Origin of the sequence: Paenibacillus sp. J31TS4 (assembly GCF_018403265.1) — a bacterium.
Taxonomy (GTDB): domain Bacteria; phylum Bacillota; class Bacilli; order Paenibacillales; family NBRC-103111; genus J31TS4.
Window position 1 is genome coordinate 431898 of record NZ_BOSI01000003.1, and the last position, 25449, is coordinate 457346.

Below are 25449 nucleotides of genomic sequence, written 5' to 3' on the forward strand. Positions count from 1 at the left end.
CCCTACAGATGGAGAGGCGGTGGCGAGATGAAGTATTCCGAGGTCATGCAGTATATCGAACAGCGGATCGGGGACGGCTCCTTCCCTGCGGGGAGCAGGCTTCCGTCCATCCGGGCACTCGCCGAGCGGTTCTCCTGCAGCAACAACACGGTGATCAAGGCGTTCTCGCAGCTGGAGAAGAGCCATACGGTCTACTCCGTGGCGAAGAGCGGGTACTATGTCGTGGAGGGGCCCCGACCTCCCAGGACGCCGCCGGCAAAGGGCTTGGGCATCGACTTTTTGTCCGCGGGACCGGATCCGGCGGCGATGCCGTACCGGGATTACCAGCACTGCATCAACCAGGCCATCGACCTGTACAAGGAAGAGATGTTCGCCTATTCCGATCCACAGGGCCTCCTGTCGCTTCGGGAGGGGCTGGTCCGCTATTTGCGTGACAGTCAGGTGTTCACGGAGCCCGGCCGGGTATGCGTGACGACCGGCTCCCAGCAGGCACTGCATCTGCTGGTGTCGCTGCCCTTTCCGAGCGGAAAGCGTCATCTTTGCGTCGAGCAGCCCACTCACGCGGCCTTTGTCGAGTCGGTGAAGCAGCAAGGGGCGGTCGCATACGGGATCGACGTAACGCCGAACGGCGTGGATATGGACCGGCTGGAGCGGCTTTTTCGGGAGGGGGACATCAAGTTCTTCTACACGGTCTCCCGCTTTCATAACCCGACCGGATACAGCTATACGAATGCGGAGAAGCGAAGAATCGTCGAGCTGGCGCAGCGGTACGACGTCTATATCGTGGAGGACGATTACCTCGGCGACCTCGACCCCAACACCAAGCTGGACCCGATGTTCGCCTATGATCCGTCCGGGCGGGTGATCTACACCAAGAGCTTCTCAAAGGTTATGCTCCCCGGCATGCGGCTCGGCCTGGCGGTCATCCCTTCCTCGATACGGGAGGCGTTCGTGAACGCCAAGTTCGCCGCCGACCTGCATACGCCCGTCCTTATGCAGGGTGCGCTCGAGCTCTACCTGAAGAGCGGCATGTTCCAGGCGCATATCCAGCGGATGCGGGTGATCTATACGGCCAAGGCGATCCGGCTGCAGGCGGCCTGCCGCACTCACCTGCCTCCCTCCTCGGCCTATTCGGGCTCTCTCTCCGGCTTCTATGCGGCGATCGAGCTGCCCAAACCGCTCAAAGCCGCCCGACTGATCGAGCGGCTCCAGGCGAGGCAGGTCTATGTGGACGACGCCCGCCGCATGTATCTGCCGGGGCACGAAAAAGATTCGGTCATCCGGCTGAGTCTCTCCCAGGTCGAGGAGGAGCTCATCGAACCCGGTGTCCGGTGCATCGCGGAGGAGATACGAGCGCTGCAAAAGGAGCAGCCGGTTGTGCGGTTTCGTTAACCCGCCCGCTGTGCAGCCTGTCCCAAACAAAGGCAAAGCAAGCCTACAGCCCGTCCTTCGCGCGGACATGACAGCGGGGCACCCCCTCAGTCCCGGACACCTTCCCGTTCCCCTCCCCCTCCTTCTTCGGAACGGTGGGGGCGTCCGGAAGAGGAAGGAAGCCCGAATAGTTCGCCCCTATGTTCAGCCGCCCCGTCAGCTCCTTGATGTCGATCGTGCCGAAATGGTTGCTGTGGTCTATTTTCTCAATGACGAGCTTCTCCGCACGGTGAATGATGACCGTTGGAGGGCTCGCCTGCTCCTTGCTCTCTGCAAGGCAGCGGAGCCGCTCCTCCAGCACCTTCAGCTGCCCTTCCAATTCGGCCAGTTGGACCCGCAGCCGGACCTCTGCTGCGCTCGGGCCCCTGCGGAACCATTCCAGGAACAACATGACTGCATCACCCTGCATTCCTTATTTTGCCTCTATTCAATCCGGATCGGCCGGCGCTCCGCCGTCTGTCCCGGGATCCGGATCGTGAGCAGACCCTCGCCGAAGGATGCCCGAATCTTCCCGGCATCCGCATCCACTCTCCGCGGCAGGCGAATGGCGCGCTGGAACTCCCCCTGGAACCGTTCCCTGAGGTACGCGCTGCCCTGCGGGAACGGCTGCCTGGCCGTCCCCTGAATGAGCACCTGGTCCCCGTCGACGCACAGCTGCACGTCTTCCTTGCGGACGCCGGGCAGGTCGACGAGAACGATCAGTTCGTCCATCTGGATCAGGACATCGGCCGCCGGATAGAGGGGCGGACCATCCGGCTTTTCTTTGGAAAAGAAGGGATGCTGCTTCAGCACCTCTTGCGCGTCCGCATGCTCGAGCATGTCCGGCCAGACGTCTCCGCCGGCCAGGTTTTTGGACAGCTCCAGCAGCTTTTTGATCTTGTCCGCATTCACGCCCGCTTCTCCCCTCCCCAGCTGATGGAGCGCCGGCACCCCCGCTCCTCGTCTCTTTACATACATATGTCCGCTCTCCGCATTTATTTGTCCTTCTTTACGGCCCCCTTCCGTCATAATGCGGGCAGGCCGGGAATATGCTGAACAGACGCACCGTCCCTACAATTGCCAAGCGGGAAAGGAAGGAAGCTTATGACGTCGTTTCAGCCGACGCAGATCAACATCGGAGGCATGACTATTCGTAATGCGGATCAGAACAGCACAATCTCCCTGGGATCGGTATGGGCCGTCAGCCGCAAGGTAACGGCCAAAAAAAGCCAGGGCTTCGGCCAGCAGTTGGCCGACCGGACCGTCCGCCTGTTCCCCATCGCCATGACGCTCGACGACGATCTCGTGGACCAGCCGGGCCAATATGTCAAAGGAACCGTCTCCCGCAGCCCGCGTCCCGGCTCCGCACAATCTTGAAGAGAGGGAAGGGTCGGCCATGGCATTTCCAGCGCCTCAGATTGTCATCAACATCAATATCATCAAAGTAAATTCGTTCGAGAACGCCTCGGCGATCAACGTCGGCCAGAACGTGCTGGCGGATTGGCACAACTCCGACAAGAAAACGATGGGGCTCGGCCAGAACATGGGGGACTGCAGTAATTTCGTCGGCACGAGGAGCTTCGTGGACGACCGGGATCAGATCGACGCCCCCTCCCTGTTTGAATCGGGGCCTCTGCCCATACCGCTAACCAAGGAGTGAGGAATCCATGCTGTTCGCGCCCGTGGAAGTGAACCTGCTGGGCTTCAAGGTCAATTCGCTCGACAATGCCGCTTCGATGACCGTCGGTCCGAGCCAGCACATCGATCTCTTCGTCTCCTACAAGCGGAACCAAGGCATCGGCGAACAGAATGGGGACGACTCCCCGATGGTGCTGCCGGTCTCCTGGGTAGCCGACGCCGACTGGATCGACAGCCCCTCCCGGAAGATCAGCATCCTGTAACGCAAGAAGAGCGACGAGGAGGCGAACCGATGATTTTCTTCACCCCCATGCAGATCAATCTTCTCGGCTTCAAGGTCAATACGGTAGACAATTCTTCCGTAGTGAATGCAGGCTCGCTGCAATACATCGACCAGTTCGTGTCTTACAAGCGTAACCAGGCATTCGGCGAGCTGAACGGCGATCTGTCGCCCACCAGCCTGCCGATCTCGAACGTCACCGATCCCGATGTGATCGATTCCGCATCCAACAAGACGAGTGCCATATAGCCCGTTCGAGGAGGCCTCCTTTTTCGGGTCCGGCAAGCGCCGGGTCCTCCGTCTTTTCGTCTATTCGTCTATTCGTCCCGTGTACGCGCGGTGCCGCGCATGCGGGCTCTTTTTGTGTGTCCGGAATCCACGTCTTATCCTTCCTATGCCCATCCCTGTGCGGAGCCCCAATGCTGCGCCAATCGTCCTCTTTTTGAGCGCCGAGTCCTTCCTCCCGCCCCGCTCCATCCACTATGATGGGAGTAATCTATGAGCAAAGGAGCGGTCCTCCATGGCGGTCAGCATCCACGAGCACATCCGGTTCTCCCTCTACCAGGTCAACGACTTCGGCTATTCCACCCATCGCCTCTACCAAGAGGCCCAGCCCTTTGTGTCCTTCTCCTTCATCGCGGAGGGCTCGCTGCGGACGATAGCCGACGGCAAGAGCGACGCCGCCCGGACCGGCGACGTCATGGTCCATCGGCCGCATATCCCCTTCTCGGTCTACTCCGACAAGCCCGGCACCCATATGTACGTGAACCTGACGCTCAGCGTAATGGACCAGGTCGACTTCTTCCAGCTGTATCCCTTGCCGCGCGTCGTCACGCTGCTGAATCCGCTGCAGTACGAGCAAACCTTCCTCCTGCTCAAGTCGGTTTGGAACCGGCCGGAGGACGGCCTGCGGGACATGCAGTCGACGATGCTCACCTTCCAGCTGCTGAACGAGATTCTCGAGAGCGCCCGGATCGGGCAGCAGAAGAGAATGGACGAAGAGCCGGCCTCTCCCGACCGCCTCGCCCCGGTCATCCCGTATATCGAAGCGAATCTGCGGCAGCGGATCACCCGCGAGGAGCTGGCCCGGCTTGCGCACCTCAACCCGGTCTATTTCAGCCGGCTGTTCCATAAGGTTTACGGCATTCCGCCGATGACGATGGTCCACAAGCTGCGAATGAAGCGCGCCCTTCAGCTGTTGGACAACCCTGATTACACGATTGAGAGAATCGCCTCGGAATGCGGCTTCTACGATGCTTCCTACTTCAACCGGATGTTCCAGCGCGACTACAAGATGACGCCCGGCCTGTTCCGCAGGAAGCTGGCGGCCAGCAAGAGGACATTCTCCTGAGGCGCCGCACAAAAAGTTACAATTCTACAACCAAGAGTTGCGGGAGTACATTGAGCGAAAGCGGTTCCAATTTTACAGTAAGAACAGGGAACATCCAGCAGGAAATTAGAACACGCCGGAAAGGGATGAAGCCGCTTGAGAATTCTGTATCTGGACATTGATTCGCTGCGCCCCGATCATCTGGGCTGCTACGGCTACCACCGCAACACCTCCCCGAATATCGACCGCATCGCGGCCGAAGGAGTCAGGTTCCAAAACTACTATACGTCCGATGCCCCCTGCGCCCCCTCCCGAACTGCCCTCTTGTCGGGACGCTTCGGCATTCATACCGGGCTGATCGGCCACGGCGGCACCGCCGGGGATTACCGGCACGAGGGGCCGGACCGCTCGTTCAGCGACCGACTGGGACATGAGAGCCTGCCGGCGTTCCTCCGCAAGCAGGGTCTGCATACGGCGCTGATCAGCACGTTCGCGGAACGGCATTCCGCCTGGACGTTCTATGCCGGCTTCAACGAGGTGCATAACGTCGGCAGACGGGGCGGCGAGAGCGCCGAGGAAGTGACCCCCTCCGTGCTCAAGTGGATCGAAGCGAATGCGGCGGGAGAGAACTGGTATTTGCACGTCAATTATTGGGACCCGCATACGCCATACCGGGTGCCCGCCGAGCATGGCCAGCCGTTCGCGGACGAACCGCTGCCGGACTGGCTGTCGGAGGACGTCTTCGAGGAGCATATGCGCAAGGACGGCCAGCATAGCCTGCGCGACATGAACAGCCTCGCCCGGACGCACTATTCCCGGTATCCCCGGCACGGCAAGCCGATCCAAAAGCAAGATGACCTGCGCGTCATTCTGGACAATTACGACGCCGCCATCCGCTACGTCGACGGGCATATCGGGCAGCTGCTGCAGAGCCTCGAGGCGCAGGGCGTCCTGGACGACACTGTCATCCTCATCAGCAGCGACCACGGCGAAAGCATGGGCGAACTGGGGATTTACTCCGAGCACGGGACGGCCGACCAGGCCACCTGCCATATCCCGATGATCATCCGGTGGCCGGGCAAGCGGCGCGGCGCCGTGGATGACGGGCTGCACTACCAGCTCGATCTCGCCCCCACGCTCGCCGAGCTGCTCGGCGGGACCGCTCCGGCCAGCTGGGACGGGAGCAGCTATGCCGCAGCGCTCGACGGCAGAGAGGAGCAGGGCCGGCCCTACCTCGTCCTCTCGCAGTGTGCCCACGTCTGCCAGCGCAGCGTCCGGTTCGGCGACTGGCTCTATATCCGTACTTATCACGACGGGCACCACGGATTCCCGCGGGAGATGCTCTTCGATCTGAAACAGGACCCGTACGAACAGGTCAACCTCGCGGACGATCGGCCGGATGTCTGCCGGGAGGCGGTCTATTACTACCAGGACTGGCACGACGGCATGATGGCCTCGATGCGCTGGGATACGGATCCTCTTTGGACCGTCATGAAGGAGGGCGGCCCCTTCCATGCCAAGGAATACGCCCCGCCGTCCAAGGAAGCCCTCGTTCAAGCCTGATGATAGCCAGACGACCGATAACCCGCGCTCCTCGCGGGTTATCGTTTTTCCGCCGACTTGATTCGAAAGGAGATCGGTTCGTATGAGAAGAACTAGACTGCCGCTGTTCTATCACTATCTGCTCTCCTACGTCATTCTCCTGCTGATTCCGATTCTGCTCATCGGCCTGCTTATCTACCAGCGCTTCGTCGGGATTCTCCAGGAGGAGATCGCGCTCGGGCACCGCCACGTGCTGGAGCAGGCGAGGACCGCTTTTGCCGCCCAGATTGACGAAATGAACAAGATCGCTATCGACATCTCGTCCAAGCCCGAGCTCACGCCGGAGAAGCTGAACCGGTCGATGTCCTATGCCATCGACGCGATGCAGACGCTCCGCTACACGGCCGCCAATCCGTTCACCCGCCAGCTTGTCCTGTATCTCAAGGACAGCGACTACATGTACGCCTCTCATACGACATATCCCGTCTCGCTGTTCGCAAGCGACATCTACCGGTTCCGCGACTGGCCCGCCGAGAAATTCCTGCGCGACCTTCGCAGCCTGACCAAGCCGCAGCTGCGTCCCGCGGAGCCTCTCGTCTCCAAGGAAATCAGCTCGGAACGTGCTCTGACCTACCTCGTGCCGGTTCCCTACAACAGCCCGAATCCGTACGGCGCGGTGCTCTTCTTCGTGGAGGAGGAGTCGGTCCGGAAGCTGCTGGAGGGTGCGCTGGAGGAACGCAACGGCAACTCCGTGATCGTCGGCCCGGACGGCCGGATCGTCGCGGCGCTGCACCATGAGCCCTACCTGGAAACTCCCGCGTTCCGGGAAACGATCCAGGCAGCCCGCAGCGGGACAACGGTCGCCTCGTTTCAGGACCGGTCGTACGTCGTCTCGGCGCTAAGCCCGGGAGCGAGCGGCTGGACGTATGTGACGCTTCTGCCGGAGGCCGATTTTATGGCCAAAGTGAATCAGGTGAGGACTCAATTCTTCCTCTCCGTGCTTGTCGTCCTGGCGATTGGCAGCGTTTTCATCTACATCCTGATGCGCCTGAATTACCGGCCGGTCGATCAGCTTCTCGCCTACATCGGCAGGCACTGGGGCGATGCGGTACGCAATCTGCACGAGGCAAGCGGCAGAATCAGCCGGCTGGCCGAGGACCACCGGCTGCTCCGGTCCAAGCTCGACAGCAGCAGGGAGGCGGCACGCCAGCATCTGCTGCTCAACCTGCTGCGCGGCCGGGTCTCCGACCGCGAGCGCTTCCTCGCGGAGGGCGCCGAGGTCGGCCTCGTCTTTACAAAGCCGCTGTTCTTCGTCGCGATCGTCGACTGCGGGTCCGAATCCGGCTCCCCGGACGAGGCCGACCCCGAACGGTGCAGGATCGAGAGCCGATTCCGGCACTATCTGGAGAGCTACCGGGTAGACACGACGGACGCCGGCAAACTGACCTTCCTGTGCGCGGTCTCCCCCGAGGAGCTGCCGATCCGGGACCGGCTCCTCCAGCAGCTGCACCGGGAGCTGGCGGACGGTCTGGGCATGAAGGTGACGCTAGGCGTCGGCGACCTGTGCGGCGACATCGGCCAGGTCGGCAAATCCTATATCGAGGCGGCCACCGCCCTCGATTACAAGCTCATCCGCGGCAACAACTCGCTCATATCCTACGGGGACATTCAGGCGGAGCATTCCTCGGCCTCCTGGTATCCGAAGGAAGAGCTGGAGCTGCTCGTGCTGCAGATGCAGCGCGGAGATCTAGTGAAGGTCGAGAGCGTCCTGGAGCAGCTGCAGAGCCAGCTGCAGGAGCGGCCGCTGCCGCTGCACATCGCCCGCTGCATCTGCTACGACATCCTCGGCTGCCTGCTCAAGACACACGACCGGCTGCGGCCGCTGCCCGCGGGCGGCTTGTCGTATCCCGACGTCTTCGCCCTCGCCAAGTTTGACACGATGCATGACCTCGTCTCGCTCGTCCGCCGCATCTGCCTCCTGATCAAGGAGTCCGCGGAAGCCGGACAGGGGCGGGAGCGCGGCGAAGCGGACGCCTGGATCGCCTATATCCAGAGCTGCTACCAGGACCACGGCTTCTCCGTGCAGCGGATGGCCGAGCACTTCGCCGTCTCCCGCTCGCACCTGATCGCCTCGTTCAAGAAGCAGACCGGCCAGACGGTCATGGACTACATGGATCACTATCGGCTGGAGCGGGCCAAGGAGCTGCTCGCGGAGAGCGACCTGCAGCTCAAAGAGGTCGTGCAGCGGATCGGCTATTACGACGTGTCCAGCTTCATCCGCAAATTCAAACAGCGGCTGCAGATGACGCCCGGCGAATTCCGCCGGCTGCAGGCAGCCCGGGAGACTTCCGCCGAACCTTTGTGAGGGCCCGCCGCCGAATGATACTGACGAGGCGGCACGCTTCCGAACCGCTGGCCGGGCAGGCCAGCTGGACGCCCATCGGTCCTTTCCTCCGGCTCGGATGGAGCCCTTGCACAGCCAGCCAAGTCAGGCGGCACAAGGGCTCACGGCCTCCGGACGATTCGCCGATCGGCTGACCGATTCGCATATTTACGCCCGCCCGGCCCGGCGGCTATTCTGGAGTTGCTTGAACCGACACAATCAGAGGGGGGGTTGTCTTTGAAGCAAGCGCAACCGAATACCGTGCGGGCGCTGCCCGTCACCCGAGCCCGGTCCCGTTCCTCCGTCTGGAAGCGGATCGGCAGAACGTACGAATTGTATTTGTTCCTGCTGCCAACGTTGATCTACTTCCTTATCTTTCATTACGGTCCGATGTATGGACTCCAGATCGCCTTCAAAAACTTCATCGCCATCAAGGGCATCTGGGACAGCCCGTGGGCGGGCTTCACCCATTTTGAACGGTTCTTTAACTCGCCGCAGTTCACCATTGTGCTGAAGAACACGATCCTGCTCAACCTGTACGAGCTGGCGGTGTCGTTCCCCGTTCCGATCGTCCTGGCACTCCTGCTCAACCAGATCCAGCACATGCGCTTCAAAAAGTGGGTCCAGACCGTCACCTACGCACCGCACTTCATTTCCGCCGTCGTCATCGTCGGCATGCTGATCGCCTTCCTCTCCCCGCGAAGCGGACTCGTGAACGAGGTGATCAAGGTTTTTGGAGGCGATCCGGTCTACTTCATGGCCCGGCCCGAATGGTTCAAGACGATCTTCGTCTTCTCGGGGCTGTGGCAAAATGCTGGCTGGTCGATGATTATTTATTTGGCAGCGCTTACAAGCGTCAGTCCGGATCTGCACGAAGCTGCCATCATGGACGGCGCCAACAAGTACCAGCGCATCTGGCATATCGACCTGCCTTCGATTCTGCCGACCGTCACCATCCTGCTTATCCTGAACGTCGGCAGCTTCATGACCGTCGGCTTCGAGAAGGTCTACCTGATGCAGAACGCGCTCAACATGGATGCCTCCGAGGTGATCCAGACCTACGTGTACAAGTCGGGCCTCTTGAGCGCCCAGTACAGCTACAGCGCCGCCGTCGGCCTGTTCAACGCAGGTGTCAATTTCATCCTGCTGATCACCGTCAATACGATTGCCAAGCGGCTGAAGCAGAACAGCCTGTGGTAAGCGCCGCCCATCCCGCACCCGAAAGGAGGAACCCGCCTTGCGTGTCTCCCAAAAAAGCCGATTCGACCGCCTGTTCGATCTGGCCAACTATACGTTCATGACTCTCCTCATGCTGGCGGTGCTGTATCCGCTCTACGTCGTCGTCATCTCGTCTATCAGCGATCCGGACAGCGTGAACACCGGAGGCGTCTGGCTGCTGCCCAAGGGCATCACCTTCGAGGGGTACCACCGGATCTTCCTGGAGGATAAGATCTGGACCGGCTACAAGAACACACTGCTCTATACCTCGGTCGGCACCGCCCTGAACGTCGTCCTGACGCTGACGGGAGCCTACGCCCTCTCCCGCTCCGATCTGGTGGGCCGCCAGTTCTTCATGTTCCTGATCGTCTTCACCATGTTCTTCGGCGGCGGCCTCATTCCCACCTACCTGCTCATCAAGAACCTGGGCATGACGAACACGATCTGGTCGCAGATCGTGCCGGGAGCGGTGACGGCCTACAACATCATTATCGCCCGCACGTTCTTCCAGACGACCATTCCGAAGGAGCTGCAGGAAGCGGCCGAGATGGACGGCTGCTCCATCACCCGCTTCTTCCTGAAGATCGTCCTTCCCTTGTCGCTGCCGATCGTGGCGGTCATGGTGCTGTTCAATGCCGTCGCCCACTGGAACGCCTACTTCCCAGGGCTGATCTATCTGCGGGACGAGACGCTGTATCCGCTGCAGCTCGTCCTCCGGGAGATCCTGATCGTCAACGAGGCTCCGGCCGACTCCGTGGTCGCGGGTGCCGGGGATGACGGCGGCATGCTGCGGATAGTCGACATCATGAAGTACGGCGTCATCATCGTATCAAGCCTTCCCGTCCTCGTGCTGTATCCGTTCCTGCAGCGGTATTTTGTGAAGGGCATCATGATCGGCTCGTTAAAGGGATAATCCACTCTTCTTCCATATCCAGAAAGGGGAATGCAAATGCGCATGAAGAAGCTCCTCCCGCCCGTCCTGCTCCTGTCTCTCGCTTCGGGGGCGGTCCTCGCCGGCTGCTCCAAGGAGCCGGAGAACGGAGGCAAGTCCACCGCCCAAGCGGAAAGCGAGGCGATCGGAACCGGCTACCCGATCGTCAAAACCAAGCTGAACCTGAAACTCGTCACCGCCAAGACGCCGCAGCAGAAGAAGAGCACGGACCAGCTAAAGGTCGTGCAGGATATGGAGCAGCTCACCAACATCCATATCAACTGGGACGCGTCCGACCAGGGCTATCAGGAAAAGAAGAACCTGATGTTCGCAAGCGGTGACCTGCCCGACGCCTTCTTCGGAAGCGGCAGCCTGACCGATTCGGATATTCTCAAATACGGCACCCAGGGGATGCTCATTCCGCTCGAGAAGCTGATCGACCAGTATGCCCCCAACATCAAGAAAATGCTCGAGAAGCAGCCGGACGTAAAAAAAGTCATCACCGCGCCGGACGGCCATATCTACTCGATTCCGACCGTCATTACGGAAGGCGCCAACGAGCTCGGCGAGGTACTGTTCGTCAACAAGCAGTGGCTGGATAAGCTCGGCCTCTCCGTGCCGACGACCACCGCCGAATTTGAGCAGGTGCTCAAGGCATTCAAGGACAAAGATTTGAACGGCAACGGGAAAAAGGACGAGATTCCGTTCAGCTTCGTGAACGGCAACCAGCTGAACGGCATCTTCGGGCTGTACGGCGCGTTCGGCCTGCCCGACAACGCCTCGCACATCATGCAGAAGGACGGCAAGGTTTCCTATATCGCCACCCGCCCGGAGTTCAAGGAGGCGACCGCTTACTTCCATTCACTCTACAAGCAGGGCCTGATCGATCCCGAAGCGTTCACCCAGGACCGCAACGTCTACTTCTCCAAAGGGCGCGGCAAGGACGGCCCGGTGTTCGGCGCGTTCACCGGCTACAACGCCGAGAACGTCGTCGGCCCGGAGAACGCCAAGAGCTATGTCCCGATTGCGCCGCTCAAAGGGCCGCAGGGCCACCAGCTCGTGAACATGTACGAGATTCTCGCCGTCTCCAAGATGGGCTTCGCCATCACGTCGAGCAACAAGCACGTGCCGGAGACGATGCGCTGGATCGACACCGTGTTCGACGAGCGCCATTCCGTCGAGTGGCAGTTCGGCCCGGTTGGGGTCAACTTCAAGGAAACAAACGGCGACAAGTACGAATACCTGCCGACGCCGGCCGGCATGAGCTATGACGACTTCCGCTGCACGGAAGCCCCCTGCTTCGGCGGTACCGGTGCAATTCTTGAAGACACGTATAAGAAAATTGAACTCTCCGACAAGATCAAGACCCGGCTCTCCTACTTGCAGATCTACCAGCCGTTCATGAAGAAGCATACGCTCCCGGCCGGCATGTTCTTCACCGTGGAGGACTCCGACCGTCTGAGCGTCCTCGATACCGACATTACCGGCTACGTGAAGAAGAAGCAGTCCCAGTGGGTCATCGACGGCAACATCGACGCCGAATGGGATGGCTACCTCGCGCAGCTCAAGAAGAGCGGTCTCGACGAGTTCATCCAGATTTACCAGCGGACCTACGACCGATTCCAGTCGATCAAGTAAGGTGGAGCAGAAGACGCTGCCTGCCGCTGAGTGGGAAGGACCGCACAACAGAGGAAGCCCGCCGCCCCTTAGAGGGCGGCGGGCTTTCGTGCGTCAGCGGATCGGCACGGCACGGACGATCGGCACGTAGTTCTCGTCCAGAGGGGGACGAGCGAATTCGTTTCCTTGCCGTGGTCGACCGGATTGACCCGCGCCGAAGGCATATTCTCTGGCTCGCCGGCCGAATAGCCGGACTTCGTTCTCCCTCCCCGCCGGTCGCAGCTTGCCTATCCACATGCTCCACCCTGCGTACATTCGGTTCCCTTCCCGCAAAGACGGTTAAGAAAGAGTTTCCAGTTTTTTATCGGCTGTCCTGCAGGCGGCCATACTAGTCTTATCATTGTTTCCAACTCATTAGGAATCGGAGGGATCAGGATGTACAACGATTTGCAGGGCGCAACGGTCATCATCACGGGTGCGGCTACCGGCATCGGCCGGGCGATGGCGCTCCGGTTCGGCCGGGAGCAGGCGAATGTGGTCATTAACTATCTAGGCGGCGAGCAGAATGTGGAGCCGATGATCCGGGAGATTGAGGCGGCCGGCGGCCGGGCCGTCGCCGTCAAGGGCGACGTAACGAACGAAGCGGATGTCAAGCAGCTGATCCGGACCGCGGAGGATCGGTTCGGCTCTCTCGACGTGATGATCAACAATGCCGGCATCGAGAACGAAGTGCCCTCCGAGGAGCTGACGCTGGACAATTGGAAGCGGGTGCTGGATGTGAATTTGAACGGGGCGTTCCTCGGATGCCGGGAGGCGATCCGCTCCATGCTGGAGCGCGGGGTCAAGGGCCGGGTTATCAACATATCCAGTGTCCACGAGAAGATCCCGTGGCCGCATTTTCTCCATTATGCGACCAGCAAGGGCGGCATCAAGCTGATGACTGAGACGCTAGCGCTCGAATTCGCCCCCAAAGGGATCCGGGTGAACAATATCGCGCCCGGTGCTATCGAGACGCCGATCAACGGCGCGAAGTTCGCCGATCCCGAGGCGCGTGCCGCCGTGGAGGCGATGGTCCCGCTCGGCTACATCGGCCAGCCGGAGGAGATCGCGGCGGCGGCCGCCTGGCTCGCCTCGTCCGAATCCAGCTACGTGACCGGTATCACGCTGTTTGCCGATGGCGGCATGACCCAATACCCTTCGTTCCAGGGCGGCAAGGGTTGACGGAAGTGCGCGGACCGGCAGAACCAACGAATAAAGGAGGCTTGGCAGTGAACGAAAAGTGGTGGAAGGAAGCGGTCGTCTACGAGATCTATCCGGCCAGCTTTCAGGACTCGAACGGGGACGGCAAGGGCGACCTGCGGGGCATCCTGTCCCGGCTCGATTATTTGAAGGAGCTCGGCGTGGACGTCCTCTGGCTCTGCCCCATCTATGAGTCGCCGGAAGCTGATAACGGCTATGACATCAGCGATTACTATGCGATCAATCCCGCATTCGGCACGATGGCCGATTTTGACGAGCTGGTCGAGGAAGCGCACAAGCGGGGTCTCAAAATCATGATGGATCTCGTGCTGAACCATACGTCGGACCAGCATCCGTGGTTCAAGGAATCCCGCAGCTCCAAGGACAACCCCAAGCGGGACTATTACTACTGGCGGCCGGGTCAGAACGGCCTGTTCCCGAACAATTGGGAGTCCTATTTCAGCGGCTCCGTCTGGGAGCTAGACAAGCAGACGGACGAATATTATATGCATCTGTACTCGGTCCACCAGCCCGATCTGAACTGGAACAACGCCGAGATGGTAAACGAGCTCTACCGGATGATCCGCTGGTGGCTCGCCAAGGGCGTGGACGGCTTCCGGTTCGACGCTATCGCCCATATCGTCAAGGCGGCCGGGCTGCCGAACGCGGACAATCCCGAGCATCTGCCCGTCGTGCAGGCCTATCAGCTCTTCTCCAACCTTGAGAAGGTTCACGACATGCTGAAGAAGCTGAACGAGGAGGTGCTGATAGAATACGACATCATGACCGTAGGCGAGACGTCCGGCCTCGGCCCCGAGCAGGCACTCGAATACGTCGGGGACGAGCGGCACGAACTCAACATGGTTTTCCAGTTCGAGCACATGTATCTGGATGCCGCGCGCCCCGGCACGGGCAAGTGGGAGCCCCGGGCGTGGACCGTGATGGAGCTCAAGAAGGTGTTGAGCCGCTGGCAAACGACGCTGCACGGGCGCGGCTGGAACGCCAACTATCTCGGAAACCACGATCAGCCGCGTCCCGTCTCCCGGTTCGGCAACGACACGGTCTATCGCGTTGAATCGGCCAAGCTGCTCGCCACCCTCCTGTTCACGCTCGAGGGAACCCCCTATCTCTATCAGGGCGAGGAAATCGGCATGACCAACGCCCGTTTCCCCTCGATCCACGATTACCGGGACATCGAGACGCTCAACTATTACGAGCAGGCCAAGCTTCAAGGCATGTCCGAGCAGCAGATTCTGGAGGCTGTTTGGCGCAAGAGCCGGGACAACGCCCGCACCCCGATGCAGTGGGACGCGTCTGCCAGCGCCGGGTTCACGACCGGAGTCCCTTGGATCAAGCTGCACCCCAACCACGAGGATATCAACGTGACCCAGGCTTTGCAGGACCCGAATTCCATCCTGCACTACTACCGCGCCCTGATCCGGCTGCGGAATGAGAACAAAGTGCTAGTTTACGGGGACTATAAGCTCCTGCTGCCGCTCGATCCGCAGCTCTATGTGTACACCCGGACGCTGGGGGAGGAGAAGGTGCTCGTCCTGCTCAACTTCTCCGGCCACGAGGCCAGCTTTGCATGGCCTGAGGATCTGCAGGAGCAGACCAAGGAACTGATGCTGGCCAACTACAAGGGCGAGTCGGACGAGGACGGGCAAACGCTTCCTCTCCGGCCGTACGAAGCGAGACTTTACCGAATCCATTCCTGACCAAAAAAGCCCGGGAAGAGGGGCGTGCCGGTCGGGGGGTGCAAGCTCCCCCGGCCGGCTCGCATCCGCTCCCGGGCTCTTTTTTTACCTTTTTTCCGTTAGTTGACCTTGAATCGGCCTACCAGCTCCTGAAGCTCGGACGCCATGGTGCTGAGCGATTCGGAAGCGTCCGTAATCTCTTCCATCGAGCGGTGCTGGTCCGTAATGGAGCGGGACACGGCATTCAGCTCCGTGGACGACCCCCTCACGATCCCGACCGCTTCCTGCAGCGAGGCGGACACCTCTTCGGCTCCAGCCGACATCTCCTGCGAAGCGGCGGAGATCTCCTGGATCTGGTCGTTCACCACGTGGATGGACGCCGTAATCCGGTCGAAGGTGCCTCCCGTCTGCTCCACCCGCCGAGCGCTGGAGGCAACCTCCTGCAGGCCCGACTCCATGGACTTCGAAGCACGCTCGACCGCTTCCAGCACCTCGCCGATCGCCCTTCCGATTTCTTCCGTCGCCTTGCCGGTCTGCCCGGCCAGCTTCTTCACCTCACCGGCTACGACCGCGAAGCCTCGGCCGTGCTCCCCGGCCCGTGCCGCCTCGATCGAAGCATTCAGCGCCAGCAGCTGGGTTTGATTCGCGATCTCGAAGATCAAGCCGATCGTATCCCGGATCTCGTTGGACTTCTCTTGGAGCGACACAATCGCATGGGACGTCGCCTTCACCGACTGCGCCGCTTGGTTCATCTGTTCGACGGCCTCCCGGACCTCCCGGTTGCCCTGATCGACCTGCTCAACTGTCGATTGGGCCGCCTCCGAGATCCCGGATGCCGAACCGGCTACCTTCTGCACGCCTGCCGCCATCTCCTCCATTGCAATGCTGGTCTGTCCGAGCGTCTCGACTTGGACGTCCGCGCCCTTCACCACCTGCTGCACCGTCTGGTCGTTCCGTTTGGACGTCTGCGCAGAATCCTGCGCGATCGCGGTCAACTGCTCGGAAGAGGCGGCCACCTGGACGGTCGTCTCGGAGATGGTACGGACCATGCCAGACAGCGTATCCAGCATCTCGTTAATATTCCGCTTCAGCTGCCCGATCTCGTCCTTCCCTTTCTCCTGCACGCGGTTGGTCAAATCTCCGCCAGCGACCGCCTGCATGATGCGGGAGATCTCCAGAATGGGACGAACCGTGACCATCGACAGATAGACGGCCAGCGCTGCCACGCCGAGCAGCGAAACGCCGATAAGGAGCAGCGCATTATGTCTCGATTTGTCGACCGTCTGGTTCACCTCGTCCTGAGGAGCCGCGACAAGCAGCTTCCATCCGGTCGTCTCGATGGTATGAAAGGACGCTATCTTCCTCGTGCCTTCGTAATTGTACGTCACGCTGCCGCTGTTCGAGGAAAAGACCGTCTTCTCGAACGCTTCAATCGTCTCGGGGTCGGAATGCTCGTCATAGCGTTTGCCGACCTTCGAGTCGTCGGGATGGGCCAAATAAATGCCGTCCTTGGACAGCAGGAAGCCATGGCCGGTCTCGCCCAGTTTAATTCCCCGAATGAGACTCACCAGCTTATCGGCATCGATCTCCAGCTGGATGCCTCCAGCGAACTCTTTTTGTTCATCCAGGATGGGAATGTCCACAAAGACCGTGTTCCGGTCGTTCGCCGCATGCCGCGTAATATCGGAGAACTGCACGGTTTTGCGTTCCTTTACCGCCTGGATGTTGGCGAAGCCTGCCCCGTCCAGCTGGCTTCCCTGCGTATTCGTCAACAGGCCTTTCTTGTCTATGTAGGAGACCACATCGACATAAGGATTGCCTTGCTCCAGTACGGTCAAGATAGGGACAATGTCTGCAGTCTTGGCGGTCCGAAACTCGGGATGCTTCTGGATCAGCTCTTCAACCGAGGTAAGCTGATTCCGCAGCCAGTCGTCTATATAATTTGCCTCCAGGTTGGTTACTTTCTCACGTTCCCTGTCTGTATGCTCGCTCAAGACCGACGTGAACTGCCCAAGCAGCAGATACGTCACGAGCGCTAGCGGGATCATCGCCACGATCAGGAAGAAGGCGGTTTGTTTCACTTTCATCGAATTCAGCTTAGTTCCCAAGTTGGTTGGCAGCAAGTTCATTTCTCCTCTGTCTTATCGTGTGGGGTTGGCTCGGTTCACCAATGGTAATATATCGGCGGGCCCGAACGGGATTGTTATACAAAACAGGCAGCCAATAGCGAAGGATGTTGACTTCCCCGCGGCGAGATAGTAGAGTTATATGTGTAACCGGTTACCTATCTTTTTGACAGGAGCAGGTTGCCGCAATGGCGGTTTCCCCTTCGGGACCCGACCCGACGGGCTTCGCCAGATTCATGAAGCTGCCGCACGGGCGAGATCCCTCCTATAGATGAGAAGCAGAGCCATAAGATCTAGCAGCTGGACGTAGAGAGAAATTCCAGATAAGGAGCCTACGGGAATGGAGCAGAAACCCAAAATAACTGTCGTTGGAAGCATAAACATGGATTTGGTCACGATTACCTCGCAAGTGCCGCAAGTCGGGGAAACCCTGCTCGGCGATCAGTTTCAGATGAATCCGGGAGGCAAAGGAGCCAACCAGGCGGTTGCCGCCGCCCGTCTGGGCGCCGAGGTCCGCATGGTGGGCTGCGTAGGGAGCGACCGGTTCGGGGCCGATCTGCTCGAACACCTTCAGCAGGAAGGTGTCGATGTGGATGGTGTGGTACCGGTTACAGGTAGTACGGGGACCGCAACCATTCTCGTCTCGGAGCGGGATAACCGCATAATCGTCGTACCCGCCGCCAATAATGAGGTCACGGCCGCCTTCGTAGAAGCCAAGCGGGAGATCATCGCGGACAGCGATCTTCTCCTCCTTCAGCTGGAGATCCCCCTGGAAGGTGTGCAGAAGGCGGTAGAGATAGCCAAGGAGAACGGAGTGACCGTTATCCTGAACCCGGCCCCCATCCGATCCCTTTCTACGGAACTGGTGCGGGCGGTCGACTACCTGACCCCCAATGAACATGAGCAGCTGCTGCTAAAACAGGAGAGAACCTCTCAGGAGCTGGATGGCAAGCTGATCGTCACCAAGGGCAGCCAGGGCGCCTCTTTCTTCGAAGGCGGCGAGGAGCTTACCCTTCCCGCCTATCCGATTGACGTGGTCGACACGACCGGAGCGGGAGACGCCTTTAACGCCGGATTGGCCGTTGCCTTGAGCAAGGGAGCGAACGTCAGCGAGGCATGCCGCTACGCCAATGCGGTAGCCGCACTGGCCACTACCAAGCTTGGCGCCCAGACCGGCATGCCTACTGCGGAAGAGGTAGAGGAGTTTGTACGCAGCCGGTCCTGATTGGCCGGATGCTTAACATTGAACATCAGGAGGAACGAATATGACGAAAAGACCGATTATTATAGACACGGACCCCGGCATCGATGACGCTGTCGCCTTGGCGATTGCCCTCTTCAGCGACGAGCTGGAGGTTCGTCTGATCACAACCGTCGCCGGCAACGTCAGCTTGGACAAGGTGACCATGAACGCCCTGCGGCTGCTGAAGTTTTTTGGCAAGGACGTACCGGTGGCGATGGGTGCGGCACGCCCCCTCATCAAGGAACCGATCGACGCAAGCGACATTCACGGATCGAGCGGGATGGACGGGTACGAATTCGAGGAGCCGACCAAGGATCTCGTCCTAAGCGAGAATGCCGTCAACGCGATGTACCGCGTCCTTATGGACAGCAAGGAGCCGGTTACGCTCGTGCCGATCGGTCCGCTGACCAACATTGCCCTCCTGGTCAAGCTGTATCCTGAGGTGAAGGACAAGATTGCCGAGATCGTATTGATGGGCGGGTCCACCACACGGGGAAATGCGGGGGTCATGGCCGAATTCAACATATATGCCGATCCCGAAGCGGCCAAGATCGTCTTCCACAGCGGCGTGCCGCTCGTCATGGTAGGGCTCGATGTCGGCTGGAAGGCGCTCGTGTATCCGGAGGACAGCGCGCGGCTGAAGGACATGAACGAGACCGGCCGCATGCTCTATCAGCTCTTTCAAAAATATAGAGGCGGCGGCCTGAAGACCGGACTGAAGATGTACGACAGCTGTGCAATCGCCTATCTGCTGCAGCCCGGCATGTTCGAGGCGGTGGAGACCTTCGTGGATGTGGAGGTGGCCGGGACGCTGACGGCGGGATGCACGGTCGTCGATCTGAAGAACTACCTGGGACGGCCGAGCAACGCCAAAGTATGTGTGGATATCGACCCGCAACAATTCAAGCAGTGGTTCCTGGACAGCTTGAGGAAGTGCAACTAGACGTATCCATAATCAGGAGGAACACAGCTTATGAACGCTACCATTCTCATGTATGCTTCTGCTATCATTGCCGTCTCCATCGTCATTTATATGCTCATCAAAAAAATGGACATCAAGATCACCCTATTCTTCATGGGCATCGTGCTGATCTTTATCAGCATGGCCATGGGCAAAGGGATCGATATCAAAGGCTTCGCCTCCACGGGCTCCGCTTGGCTCGATCCGCTGCAGGTCATCGTGCTTCAGTTCAAGCAGACGTTCGGAGCCGCGGGCTTCATCGTCCTCATACTTGGCGGCTACACAGCTTATATGTCCTCCATCGGAGCCAACGAGGTGACCGTCAGCGCACTGACGAAACCGATTTCTAAGATCAAATCGGTCTATATTCTGGTGCCTCTCGTCTTCCTGCTCGGCAACGTCCTGTCGCTCGTCATTCCGAGCGCTTCGAACCTGGCCATCATCCTGCTGGCGACACTGTATCCGATCCTGCGCAAAGCGGGCATGTCGGCGCTCACGGCGGGCGCTGTCATCGCGACATCCGCTACTATCGTCCCGACACCGCTCGGCAGCGACAACGTAGCGATCGCCCAGGAGCTGGCGAAGCATGCCTCGTTCGCCAATCTGACCGTCACCGACTATGCCTTCCGCTACCATGCGGTCGTCTCTATCCCGACGCTGCTTCTGATCGCTATCGTTCACTACTTGTGGCAGAAGAGAATGGACCGAAGGGCGGTCGCGAACGGACAGGCCGGACAAGCCGAGGAGACGCACGAGCCGCATGACCTCAAGGAAGTGGCGGGCGGCCCGCTGTTCAAGACCGTCTATGCTATCCTCCCCGTCTTCCCGATTCTCCTGCTCCTCGGCGCTTACGCCGTCCAGCTGGCGACAGGGCGGACGATCGAGATCAGCGTGGAGGTGGCGACGCTCGTCTCCCTGATTCTCGCCATTGTCTGCGAATTGATCCGGCACAAGGGCCACAAGAGCGTCCTCGAGAACACGGAAGCCTTCTTCAAAGGAATGGGCGGCGCCATTCCGATCGTCGCGCTGCTGGTCGCCGCCTCCGTCTTCGTCACCGGACTCAAGTCAATCGGCTTGGTAGACCAGCTTCAGACGTCCATGCAGCAGGTGCAGGGCAACGGGCTGGACTTCCTCCTCCCGCTGATCCTGGTCGCCCTGACCGCGCTCATCGTCATCCTGAGCGGCAGCGGCACCGCTCTCATCTTCGCCATGGTGCCGCTCATCGTGCCGCTGGCGGACGCCGCGGGCATCAGCCCGATCGCGATCTCGGTCCCGCTGGGCCTCTCGGGCAACCTCTTCCGCGCCGTATCGCCGGTAGCGGCCGTCACGCTCATTGTCGCCGGAACGATCAAGGCCGATCCGATCGCTCTCATCAAGCGGACCTCCGTGCCTATGATCGCGGGCGTGCTCTTCATGTTCGTCCTCTCGATGATCGTGTTCCTGTAAGCACGAGCGGCGGGTGTCCGGCTTGTCTCGGCCCTTCCGTTTCCGATCAAAAAAGCACTGACCCTCCGGTCAGTGCTTTTTTTGATTGGAGCAAGCCGGCAGCTGTCAGAGACGGCCGGGTCAGTCCAGGAACAATGGAACGACGGTGCCCCGGTTGACATCGATGAGGCCTCGGTCGGTCAGCTTCAGAGCTGGGCTGACCGGCAGCGAATGGGTGCTGAGCGACATGATCGGGTTGTAGTGCCGGTACCCGAGGGCGAGCATGGCCTCTCTCAGCTTGCGGACGTCCTCGGCCAGGCGCTCCAGCGGCTCCTCGGAGAGAATGCCGCCGACGGGCAGGCTCACATTCGCCAGTACCTTCCCGTTCTCCACGACGCAGTATCCGCCCTGCTGACGGATAACCTCGTTTGCCGCCATCCTCATATCGTCCGCGTTGTGTCCGATGACGAGCAGGTTATGGTTGTCGTGCGAATAGGTCGTGGCGATGGCCCCCCGCTTGATCGTGTCGCCTCCCACCAGCCCGTAGGCGCGGCCGCCGTTCCTGCCGTACCGCTCGAACGTAGCGAGCAGCGCATAGGGGCTCTCTTCCCATTGCAGCAGGCCGTGCTCCACCTCGAGGGTGCCCCGTTCCTCCTTCGTAAAGGTGGTCCCGTCCGCCACCGTCAGAATGCGGCAGGCGCATTCCCCTTGCCCGATGGGCGCACGGACGGCAAAGTCCCTGTTCTCCAGAGGGTCCAGCTTGACGCTCCGGTAGAACTCCTCGGGAAACCGTCTCGGCTGCTCGGCTTGGGCGACCTCACACCCGCGATCGTAAACCTTGCGTCCGCGCTTATACACCTCGTCGATCCGGAACTGCCGCAGGTCGGAGACCAGCAGGAAGTCAGCCGTCTTCCCCGGGGCGATGCTTCCCCGATCCCGCAACCCCATGCGGCGGGCCGGCGTGAACGAAGCGGCATAGATGGCCTTCTCCGGAGACAGCCCCATGTCCATCGCTTTCTTCACGAGATGGTTCAGATGTCCTCTGGCCGCAAGCGAGTCGGCCATCACGTCGTCGGTGACCAGGCAATAATGCTCGCTTACGTCACGCCGGCTGACATACTCCATAATCTCCGGCGTCATGGACTTCTCCTGAAGCTCGACGAACATGCCCGCCCGGATCCGCTCCTCCATCCCCTGCACCGTCTGCTGGGTATGATCGGAGTCGACTCCCGCGTAGACGAATTTGCACAGATCGAGATCGAGCAGCCGGGGAAAATGGCCTTCCAGCACGAAGTCGGGGCGGGCTTGGCGGATATAGGCCAGGATGCGGTTCGTCTTGGAATCCGGCTCCCGGATCACCTCGAGGTAGTTCATAATCTCGCCCAGGCAAATTACCTTTTCTTCCTGCAGCAGAGCCTCAATCTCGGGGATGTCAATCTCCCCTCCCGCCGTTTCCAGACCGCTCGCCGGCACGGAGCTCGGGACGGCGTAATAGATGTCGGCCGTACAGTCCCGGCTGGCCCGAATCATCTCCTGGACGCCGCGGAGGCCGAATACGTTCGCCATCTCGTGGGGCTCGGATACCACGGTGGTGACTCCGTTTTTGATCAGGCCGTACGAGAACGTCTCCGGCGTCACCATCGTGCTCTCGATATGCAGGTGAATGTCGATCAGTCCGGGGATCATATAGCGTCCGTTCCCCTCGACGACCTCCTGCGGCTCGAATTCTTCCACGTCCCTCTGCCCGATATAGTAGAAGCGGCCGTCCGCGACGACCGCGTTGCCCGGGATAAACTGCTTCATGTAAGCGTTGAATATGTTCACATTCCGGATACCCAAATCCGTTTTCATCATCGATTCCCTCCTGTTGTTAGGTCCGGCTGCTCGTAACGGGACCACTTGACGCCATGCTCAACAATGACGGCCAGCAGCATGCCCATCAATAAGCCGTTGCCCGCGAGCGGGCGGATGAAGGCGGGCAGCGAAGCGACTCCTTCGGGCGGCAGGAACAGGATACAGATGCCCGTCAGCAGAGGAACCGCCACCCGGTAGATCGTTCTAGAGTGGAAGCCGACCCCCTGCACCGTGCGCAGCGCCGTCCCGAACAGCTGCAGGTAAGCGACGAACAGCACCGCATTGCCGACGCTGACCGGAAGCGTGGAGAAAAAAGCCCCGAGCGCGGGCACGAGTCCCATGAGGACGAAGAGGCCGCCGCCGGCGATCAGGGCGGATCTCTCCAGAATCCGCGTGCTTTGCAAAAATCCGATGGAGGAGGTATAGGGCCCGGACGGAACCAGGCCCAGAAGCCCCGAGACGATGCCGGCGAGCCCAGTCCAGACGAAGGACCGCCTGTACTGCCCGTCCGTCGTCACCGTGCCATACAGCTTCTCTGCCGAGCCCAGCGCGGTAATCGTATTGGTCATATTGAGCAGGCCCGCGAGAAAAGCGGTGAGAAGAATCCCCCATTCCAGATGAGGAGCGCCCCAAGGAAACAAGGACAGCAGAGGCGCTCTTGCGCTTTGCACGTGAGGAGCCGCCGGGAAGAACAGGCGGTACAGCATCCAGCCGGCAACCATTCCGATCAGGATGGAAAAATTGCTGAGTCTTCCCCGCCCCCTTACCTGGATACAAATGACCAAGCCGACGATGAACAGGGACAGCAGAGTGACGGGCAAGTCCAGACGCCCTTCTGTCGACAGGCCAGTCATCCCCTGAAAGAAAATCAGGACAAGCTCAATCGACAGGAGGAACAAATAGACGCTCATGACCACCGGCGTGAATACTCTCTTCAGCAGACCTCCGAACCCGCAGACACCCAGGATGATCGTAGTCAAGCCGGCCAGCAGAATCCCGGCGGCGAGCCCGCCTCCCACCTCGGCCAGACTGATGCCCATCGACGGCGCCGAAGCACAGAGGCTGAGGATAACGCCCCACCAGATCCCCGACGGCCCTTCCATTAACGCATAGCGGTGACCGGCGGCCGCCTGCAGCATGCAGGCCGCCCCTACGAGGACAAACGACCGCTGGAGAGCCGCCGCCACCTCTTCCGGAGGCAAATGAAAGGCCGTTCCCATGGAAACCGGAACGACCACTGTGTTGGCGAAGAGAAAGAAGAGCCACTGGATGCCGGCTAACCAGGTAGTTGTGGAAACCCATTTCGACATCTGTACTCCTCCTTTTTTGTTTGGACGCTAGCCTTCCCGGACTCCGTCCTCTAGGAAGCCTACAATGCTTTGGGCCGTGACGGCGACCCCGTATTTCAAGGACTCCAGGTTAACGCGGAACTTCGGATGATGCCAGGCGAAGCTCTCTTCTCCTTCCGTCCCCGTTCCCCATTCGATGAAGACGGAGGGCACCGCTTGGGCGAGATAGGCAAAATCGTCTCCGCTCATGTAGCCGTGCTCGAGCTCGATTATGCTGTCCTCGCCGAAGCAGGCGGCGGCTGCCGCTCTCACGGTGTCCGTCATGGCCTTGTCGTTCCACGTTGCCGGATACCCTCTCTCGTAACGATGGGTGAAGGTGCCGCCCCAGTAACCGGCTACCGCCTGCAGCAGCGACTCGAGCTTGGCCTGCACCCGGTCCCGCGTCTCGGCCGTCAGCGTCCGGACGGTTCCCGCCAGATCGACCCGGTCGGCGATGGCGTTGGCCGTATACCCCCCGGAGATGGTTCCGATCGTAATAACGGCATTGTCGAAGGGGGACAGCTGACGGCTGACGATGGCCTGCAGCCCGGTCAGGAATTGACCCGCCATCGCGATCGCGTCGATCCCCTGGTCCGGTGCGGAGGCATGGCCCCCTTTTCCGATGAGCGAAATGTAAATCCGGTCGGAATTAGCCAGAATATAGCCATCCTTCAGGCCGAGCTTGCCGGCGGGCAAATACGGATTCGTATGAATGCCTATCGCCGCGTCCACACGGGGATTCTCGAGAATCCCTTCCTGGATCATTCTCGTCGCCCCGCCCGGATGCACCTCCTCGGACGGCTGGAACATGATCTTGACCGTGCCGGCCAGGTCCGCCGCCCGTTCCTGAAGCGCGGCCGCTACGCCAAGGCCGACGACCGTGTGGGCGTCATGGCCGCAGGCATGCATGACGCCTTCTTTCCGGGAGGCGTAGGGCAGCCCCGTCTGCTCCCCGATGGGCAGCGCGTCGATATCGGCGCGCAGCAGCACGGTCTTGCCGGGACGGCCTCCCCGAATCTCGGCGCATACGCCTGTCGTCGCCATGATCTTGCGGGGAATGTTCAGCCGGTCCAGCTCCCGCAGGATGAAGGCCTGCGTCTCCACTTCCTGCGTGCTCAGCTCGGGATGCTGGTGCAGATGCTTGTACATTTGAATCAGATGGGCCTCCAGATTCGCCTCGACCCATTCCAAAGTAATTGTCGCTTCCATCCTTGCCACCACTTCCTA

The 25449-nt window shown here is 60.4% G+C and carries 23 protein-coding genes; 16 read left to right on the forward strand and 7 right to left on the reverse strand.

The window, feature by feature from the left end; all coding sequences use genetic code 11:
- Positions 1-27: 27 nt before the first annotated feature.
- Positions 28-1392 carry an aminotransferase-like domain-containing protein gene (locus KJS47_RS16850; RefSeq protein ID WP_213526223.1) on the forward strand — a complete coding sequence of 455 codons (1365 nt, stop codon included), beginning with the start codon at positions 28-30 and terminating at the stop codon, positions 1390-1392.
- A 43-nt stretch (positions 1393-1435) separates the two neighbouring features.
- On the opposite strand, the gene KJS47_RS16855 is transcribed toward KJS47_RS16850, so the two are convergent.
- Together KJS47_RS16855 and KJS47_RS16860 are read right to left on the reverse strand one after the other, a co-directional pair.
- Positions 1436-1840: a spore germination protein GerPC gene (locus KJS47_RS16855; RefSeq protein ID WP_213526224.1), complete on the reverse strand. Its 405-nt coding sequence runs from the start codon at positions 1838-1840 to the stop codon at positions 1436-1438.
- A gap of 14 nt (positions 1841-1854) precedes the next feature.
- Positions 1855-2388 carry an Hsp20/alpha crystallin family protein gene (locus KJS47_RS16860; protein WP_213526225.1) on the reverse strand — a complete coding sequence of 178 codons (534 nt, stop codon included), beginning with the start codon at positions 2386-2388 and terminating at the stop codon, positions 1855-1857.
- A 126-nt stretch (positions 2389-2514) separates the two neighbouring features.
- Here KJS47_RS16860 and KJS47_RS16865 point away from each other — a divergent pair, with 126 nt between their 5' ends.
- The 10 genes from KJS47_RS16865 (at position 2515) to KJS47_RS16910 (ending at position 12370) form a co-directional block, all read left to right on the forward strand.
- Complete coding sequence (locus KJS47_RS16865; protein ID WP_213526226.1) at positions 2515-2787, forward strand: hypothetical protein; 273 nt, start codon at positions 2515-2517, stop codon at positions 2785-2787.
- Between the two features lie 19 nt (positions 2788-2806).
- Positions 2807-3070, forward strand: coding sequence for a hypothetical protein (locus tag KJS47_RS16870; protein ID WP_213526227.1), 264 nt, complete (start codon positions 2807-2809; stop codon positions 3068-3070).
- A gap of 7 nt (positions 3071-3077) precedes the next feature.
- Positions 3078-3311 carry a hypothetical protein gene (locus KJS47_RS16875; RefSeq protein WP_213526228.1) on the forward strand — a complete coding sequence of 78 codons (234 nt, stop codon included), beginning with the start codon at positions 3078-3080 and terminating at the stop codon, positions 3309-3311.
- Between the two features lie 29 nt (positions 3312-3340).
- Entirely contained in the window at positions 3341-3577 is a 237-nt protein-coding gene (locus KJS47_RS16880) for a hypothetical protein (RefSeq protein WP_374707039.1), read from the forward strand.
- Between the two features lie 271 nt (positions 3578-3848).
- Complete coding sequence (locus KJS47_RS16885) at positions 3849-4679, forward strand: helix-turn-helix transcriptional regulator (RefSeq protein WP_213526229.1); 831 nt, start codon at positions 3849-3851, stop codon at positions 4677-4679.
- A gap of 135 nt (positions 4680-4814) precedes the next feature.
- The gene (locus KJS47_RS16890) at positions 4815-6221 is read left to right on the forward strand and encodes a sulfatase family protein (protein ID WP_213526230.1); all 1407 of its coding nucleotides are present in this window, start codon (positions 4815-4817) and stop codon (positions 6219-6221) included.
- An 82-nt stretch (positions 6222-6303) separates the two neighbouring features.
- Positions 6304-8565 carry a helix-turn-helix domain-containing protein gene (locus KJS47_RS16895; RefSeq protein ID WP_213526231.1) on the forward strand — a complete coding sequence of 754 codons (2262 nt, stop codon included), beginning with the start codon at positions 6304-6306 and terminating at the stop codon, positions 8563-8565.
- Positions 8566-8820: 255 nt separating this feature from the next.
- A complete protein-coding gene (locus KJS47_RS16900) occupies positions 8821-9783 on the forward strand; it encodes an ABC transporter permease (protein ID WP_213526232.1) in 963 nt (320 codons plus the stop codon).
- Between the two features lie 37 nt (positions 9784-9820).
- Complete coding sequence (locus KJS47_RS16905; protein ID WP_374707040.1) at positions 9821-10714, forward strand: carbohydrate ABC transporter permease; 894 nt, start codon at positions 9821-9823, stop codon at positions 10712-10714.
- A gap of 36 nt (positions 10715-10750) precedes the next feature.
- Complete coding sequence (locus tag KJS47_RS16910) at positions 10751-12370, forward strand: extracellular solute-binding protein (protein WP_213526233.1); 1620 nt, start codon at positions 10751-10753, stop codon at positions 12368-12370.
- Between the two features lie 93 nt (positions 12371-12463).
- On the opposite strand, the gene KJS47_RS16915 is transcribed toward KJS47_RS16910, so the two are convergent.
- Positions 12464-12664 (reverse strand): hypothetical protein, encoded by a 201-nt coding sequence (locus tag KJS47_RS16915; RefSeq protein WP_213526234.1) that lies wholly within the window; start codon positions 12662-12664, stop codon positions 12464-12466.
- Positions 12665-12784: 120 nt separating this feature from the next.
- Here KJS47_RS16915 and KJS47_RS16920 point away from each other — a divergent pair, with 120 nt between their 5' ends.
- Together KJS47_RS16920 and KJS47_RS16925 are read left to right on the forward strand one after the other, a co-directional pair.
- A complete protein-coding gene (locus tag KJS47_RS16920; protein ID WP_213526235.1) occupies positions 12785-13570 on the forward strand; it encodes a glucose-1-dehydrogenase in 786 nt (261 codons plus the stop codon).
- Between the two features lie 47 nt (positions 13571-13617).
- Positions 13618-15306: a glycoside hydrolase family 13 protein gene (locus tag KJS47_RS16925; protein ID WP_213526236.1), complete on the forward strand. Its 1689-nt coding sequence runs from the start codon at positions 13618-13620 to the stop codon at positions 15304-15306.
- A 98-nt stretch (positions 15307-15404) separates the two neighbouring features.
- On the opposite strand, the gene KJS47_RS16930 is transcribed toward KJS47_RS16925, so the two are convergent.
- Entirely contained in the window at positions 15405-17408 is a 2004-nt protein-coding gene (locus KJS47_RS16930) for a methyl-accepting chemotaxis protein (RefSeq protein ID WP_213526237.1), read from the reverse strand.
- A 343-nt stretch (positions 17409-17751) separates the two neighbouring features.
- Between KJS47_RS16930 and rbsK the strand changes: the two genes are divergently transcribed.
- Genes rbsK through dcuC form a run of 3 tightly spaced genes read left to right on the forward strand, consistent with a single transcriptional unit; the run spans position 17752 to position 21061 of the window.
- A complete protein-coding gene (gene rbsK / locus KJS47_RS16935) occupies positions 17752-18636 on the forward strand; it encodes a ribokinase (protein ID WP_213526238.1) in 885 nt (294 codons plus the stop codon).
- A 40-nt stretch (positions 18637-18676) separates the two neighbouring features.
- The gene (gene rihC, locus KJS47_RS16940) at positions 18677-19597 is read left to right on the forward strand and encodes a ribonucleoside hydrolase RihC (RefSeq protein WP_213526239.1); all 921 of its coding nucleotides are present in this window, start codon (positions 18677-18679) and stop codon (positions 19595-19597) included.
- Positions 19598-19627: 30 nt separating this feature from the next.
- Positions 19628-21061, forward strand: a complete 1434-nt coding sequence (gene dcuC / locus KJS47_RS16945) for a C4-dicarboxylate transporter DcuC (protein ID WP_213526240.1) — start codon at positions 19628-19630, stop codon at positions 21059-21061.
- A 120-nt stretch (positions 21062-21181) separates the two neighbouring features.
- On the opposite strand, the gene KJS47_RS16950 is transcribed toward dcuC, so the two are convergent.
- Genes KJS47_RS16950 through KJS47_RS16960 form a run of 3 tightly spaced genes read right to left on the reverse strand, consistent with a single transcriptional unit; the run spans position 21182 to position 25431 of the window.
- Positions 21182-22891, reverse strand: a complete 1710-nt coding sequence (locus KJS47_RS16950) for an adenine deaminase (protein WP_213526351.1) — start codon at positions 22889-22891, stop codon at positions 21182-21184.
- Entirely contained in the window at positions 22891-24204 is a 1314-nt protein-coding gene (locus KJS47_RS16955; RefSeq protein WP_213526241.1) for a uracil/xanthine transporter, read from the reverse strand. The genes KJS47_RS16950 and KJS47_RS16955 overlap by 1 nt, the downstream gene beginning before the upstream one ends.
- A 27-nt stretch (positions 24205-24231) precedes the next feature.
- Positions 24232-25431: a M20 metallopeptidase family protein gene (locus KJS47_RS16960; protein ID WP_213526242.1), complete on the reverse strand. Its 1200-nt coding sequence runs from the start codon at positions 25429-25431 to the stop codon at positions 24232-24234.
- Positions 25432-25449 lie beyond the last annotated feature (18 nt).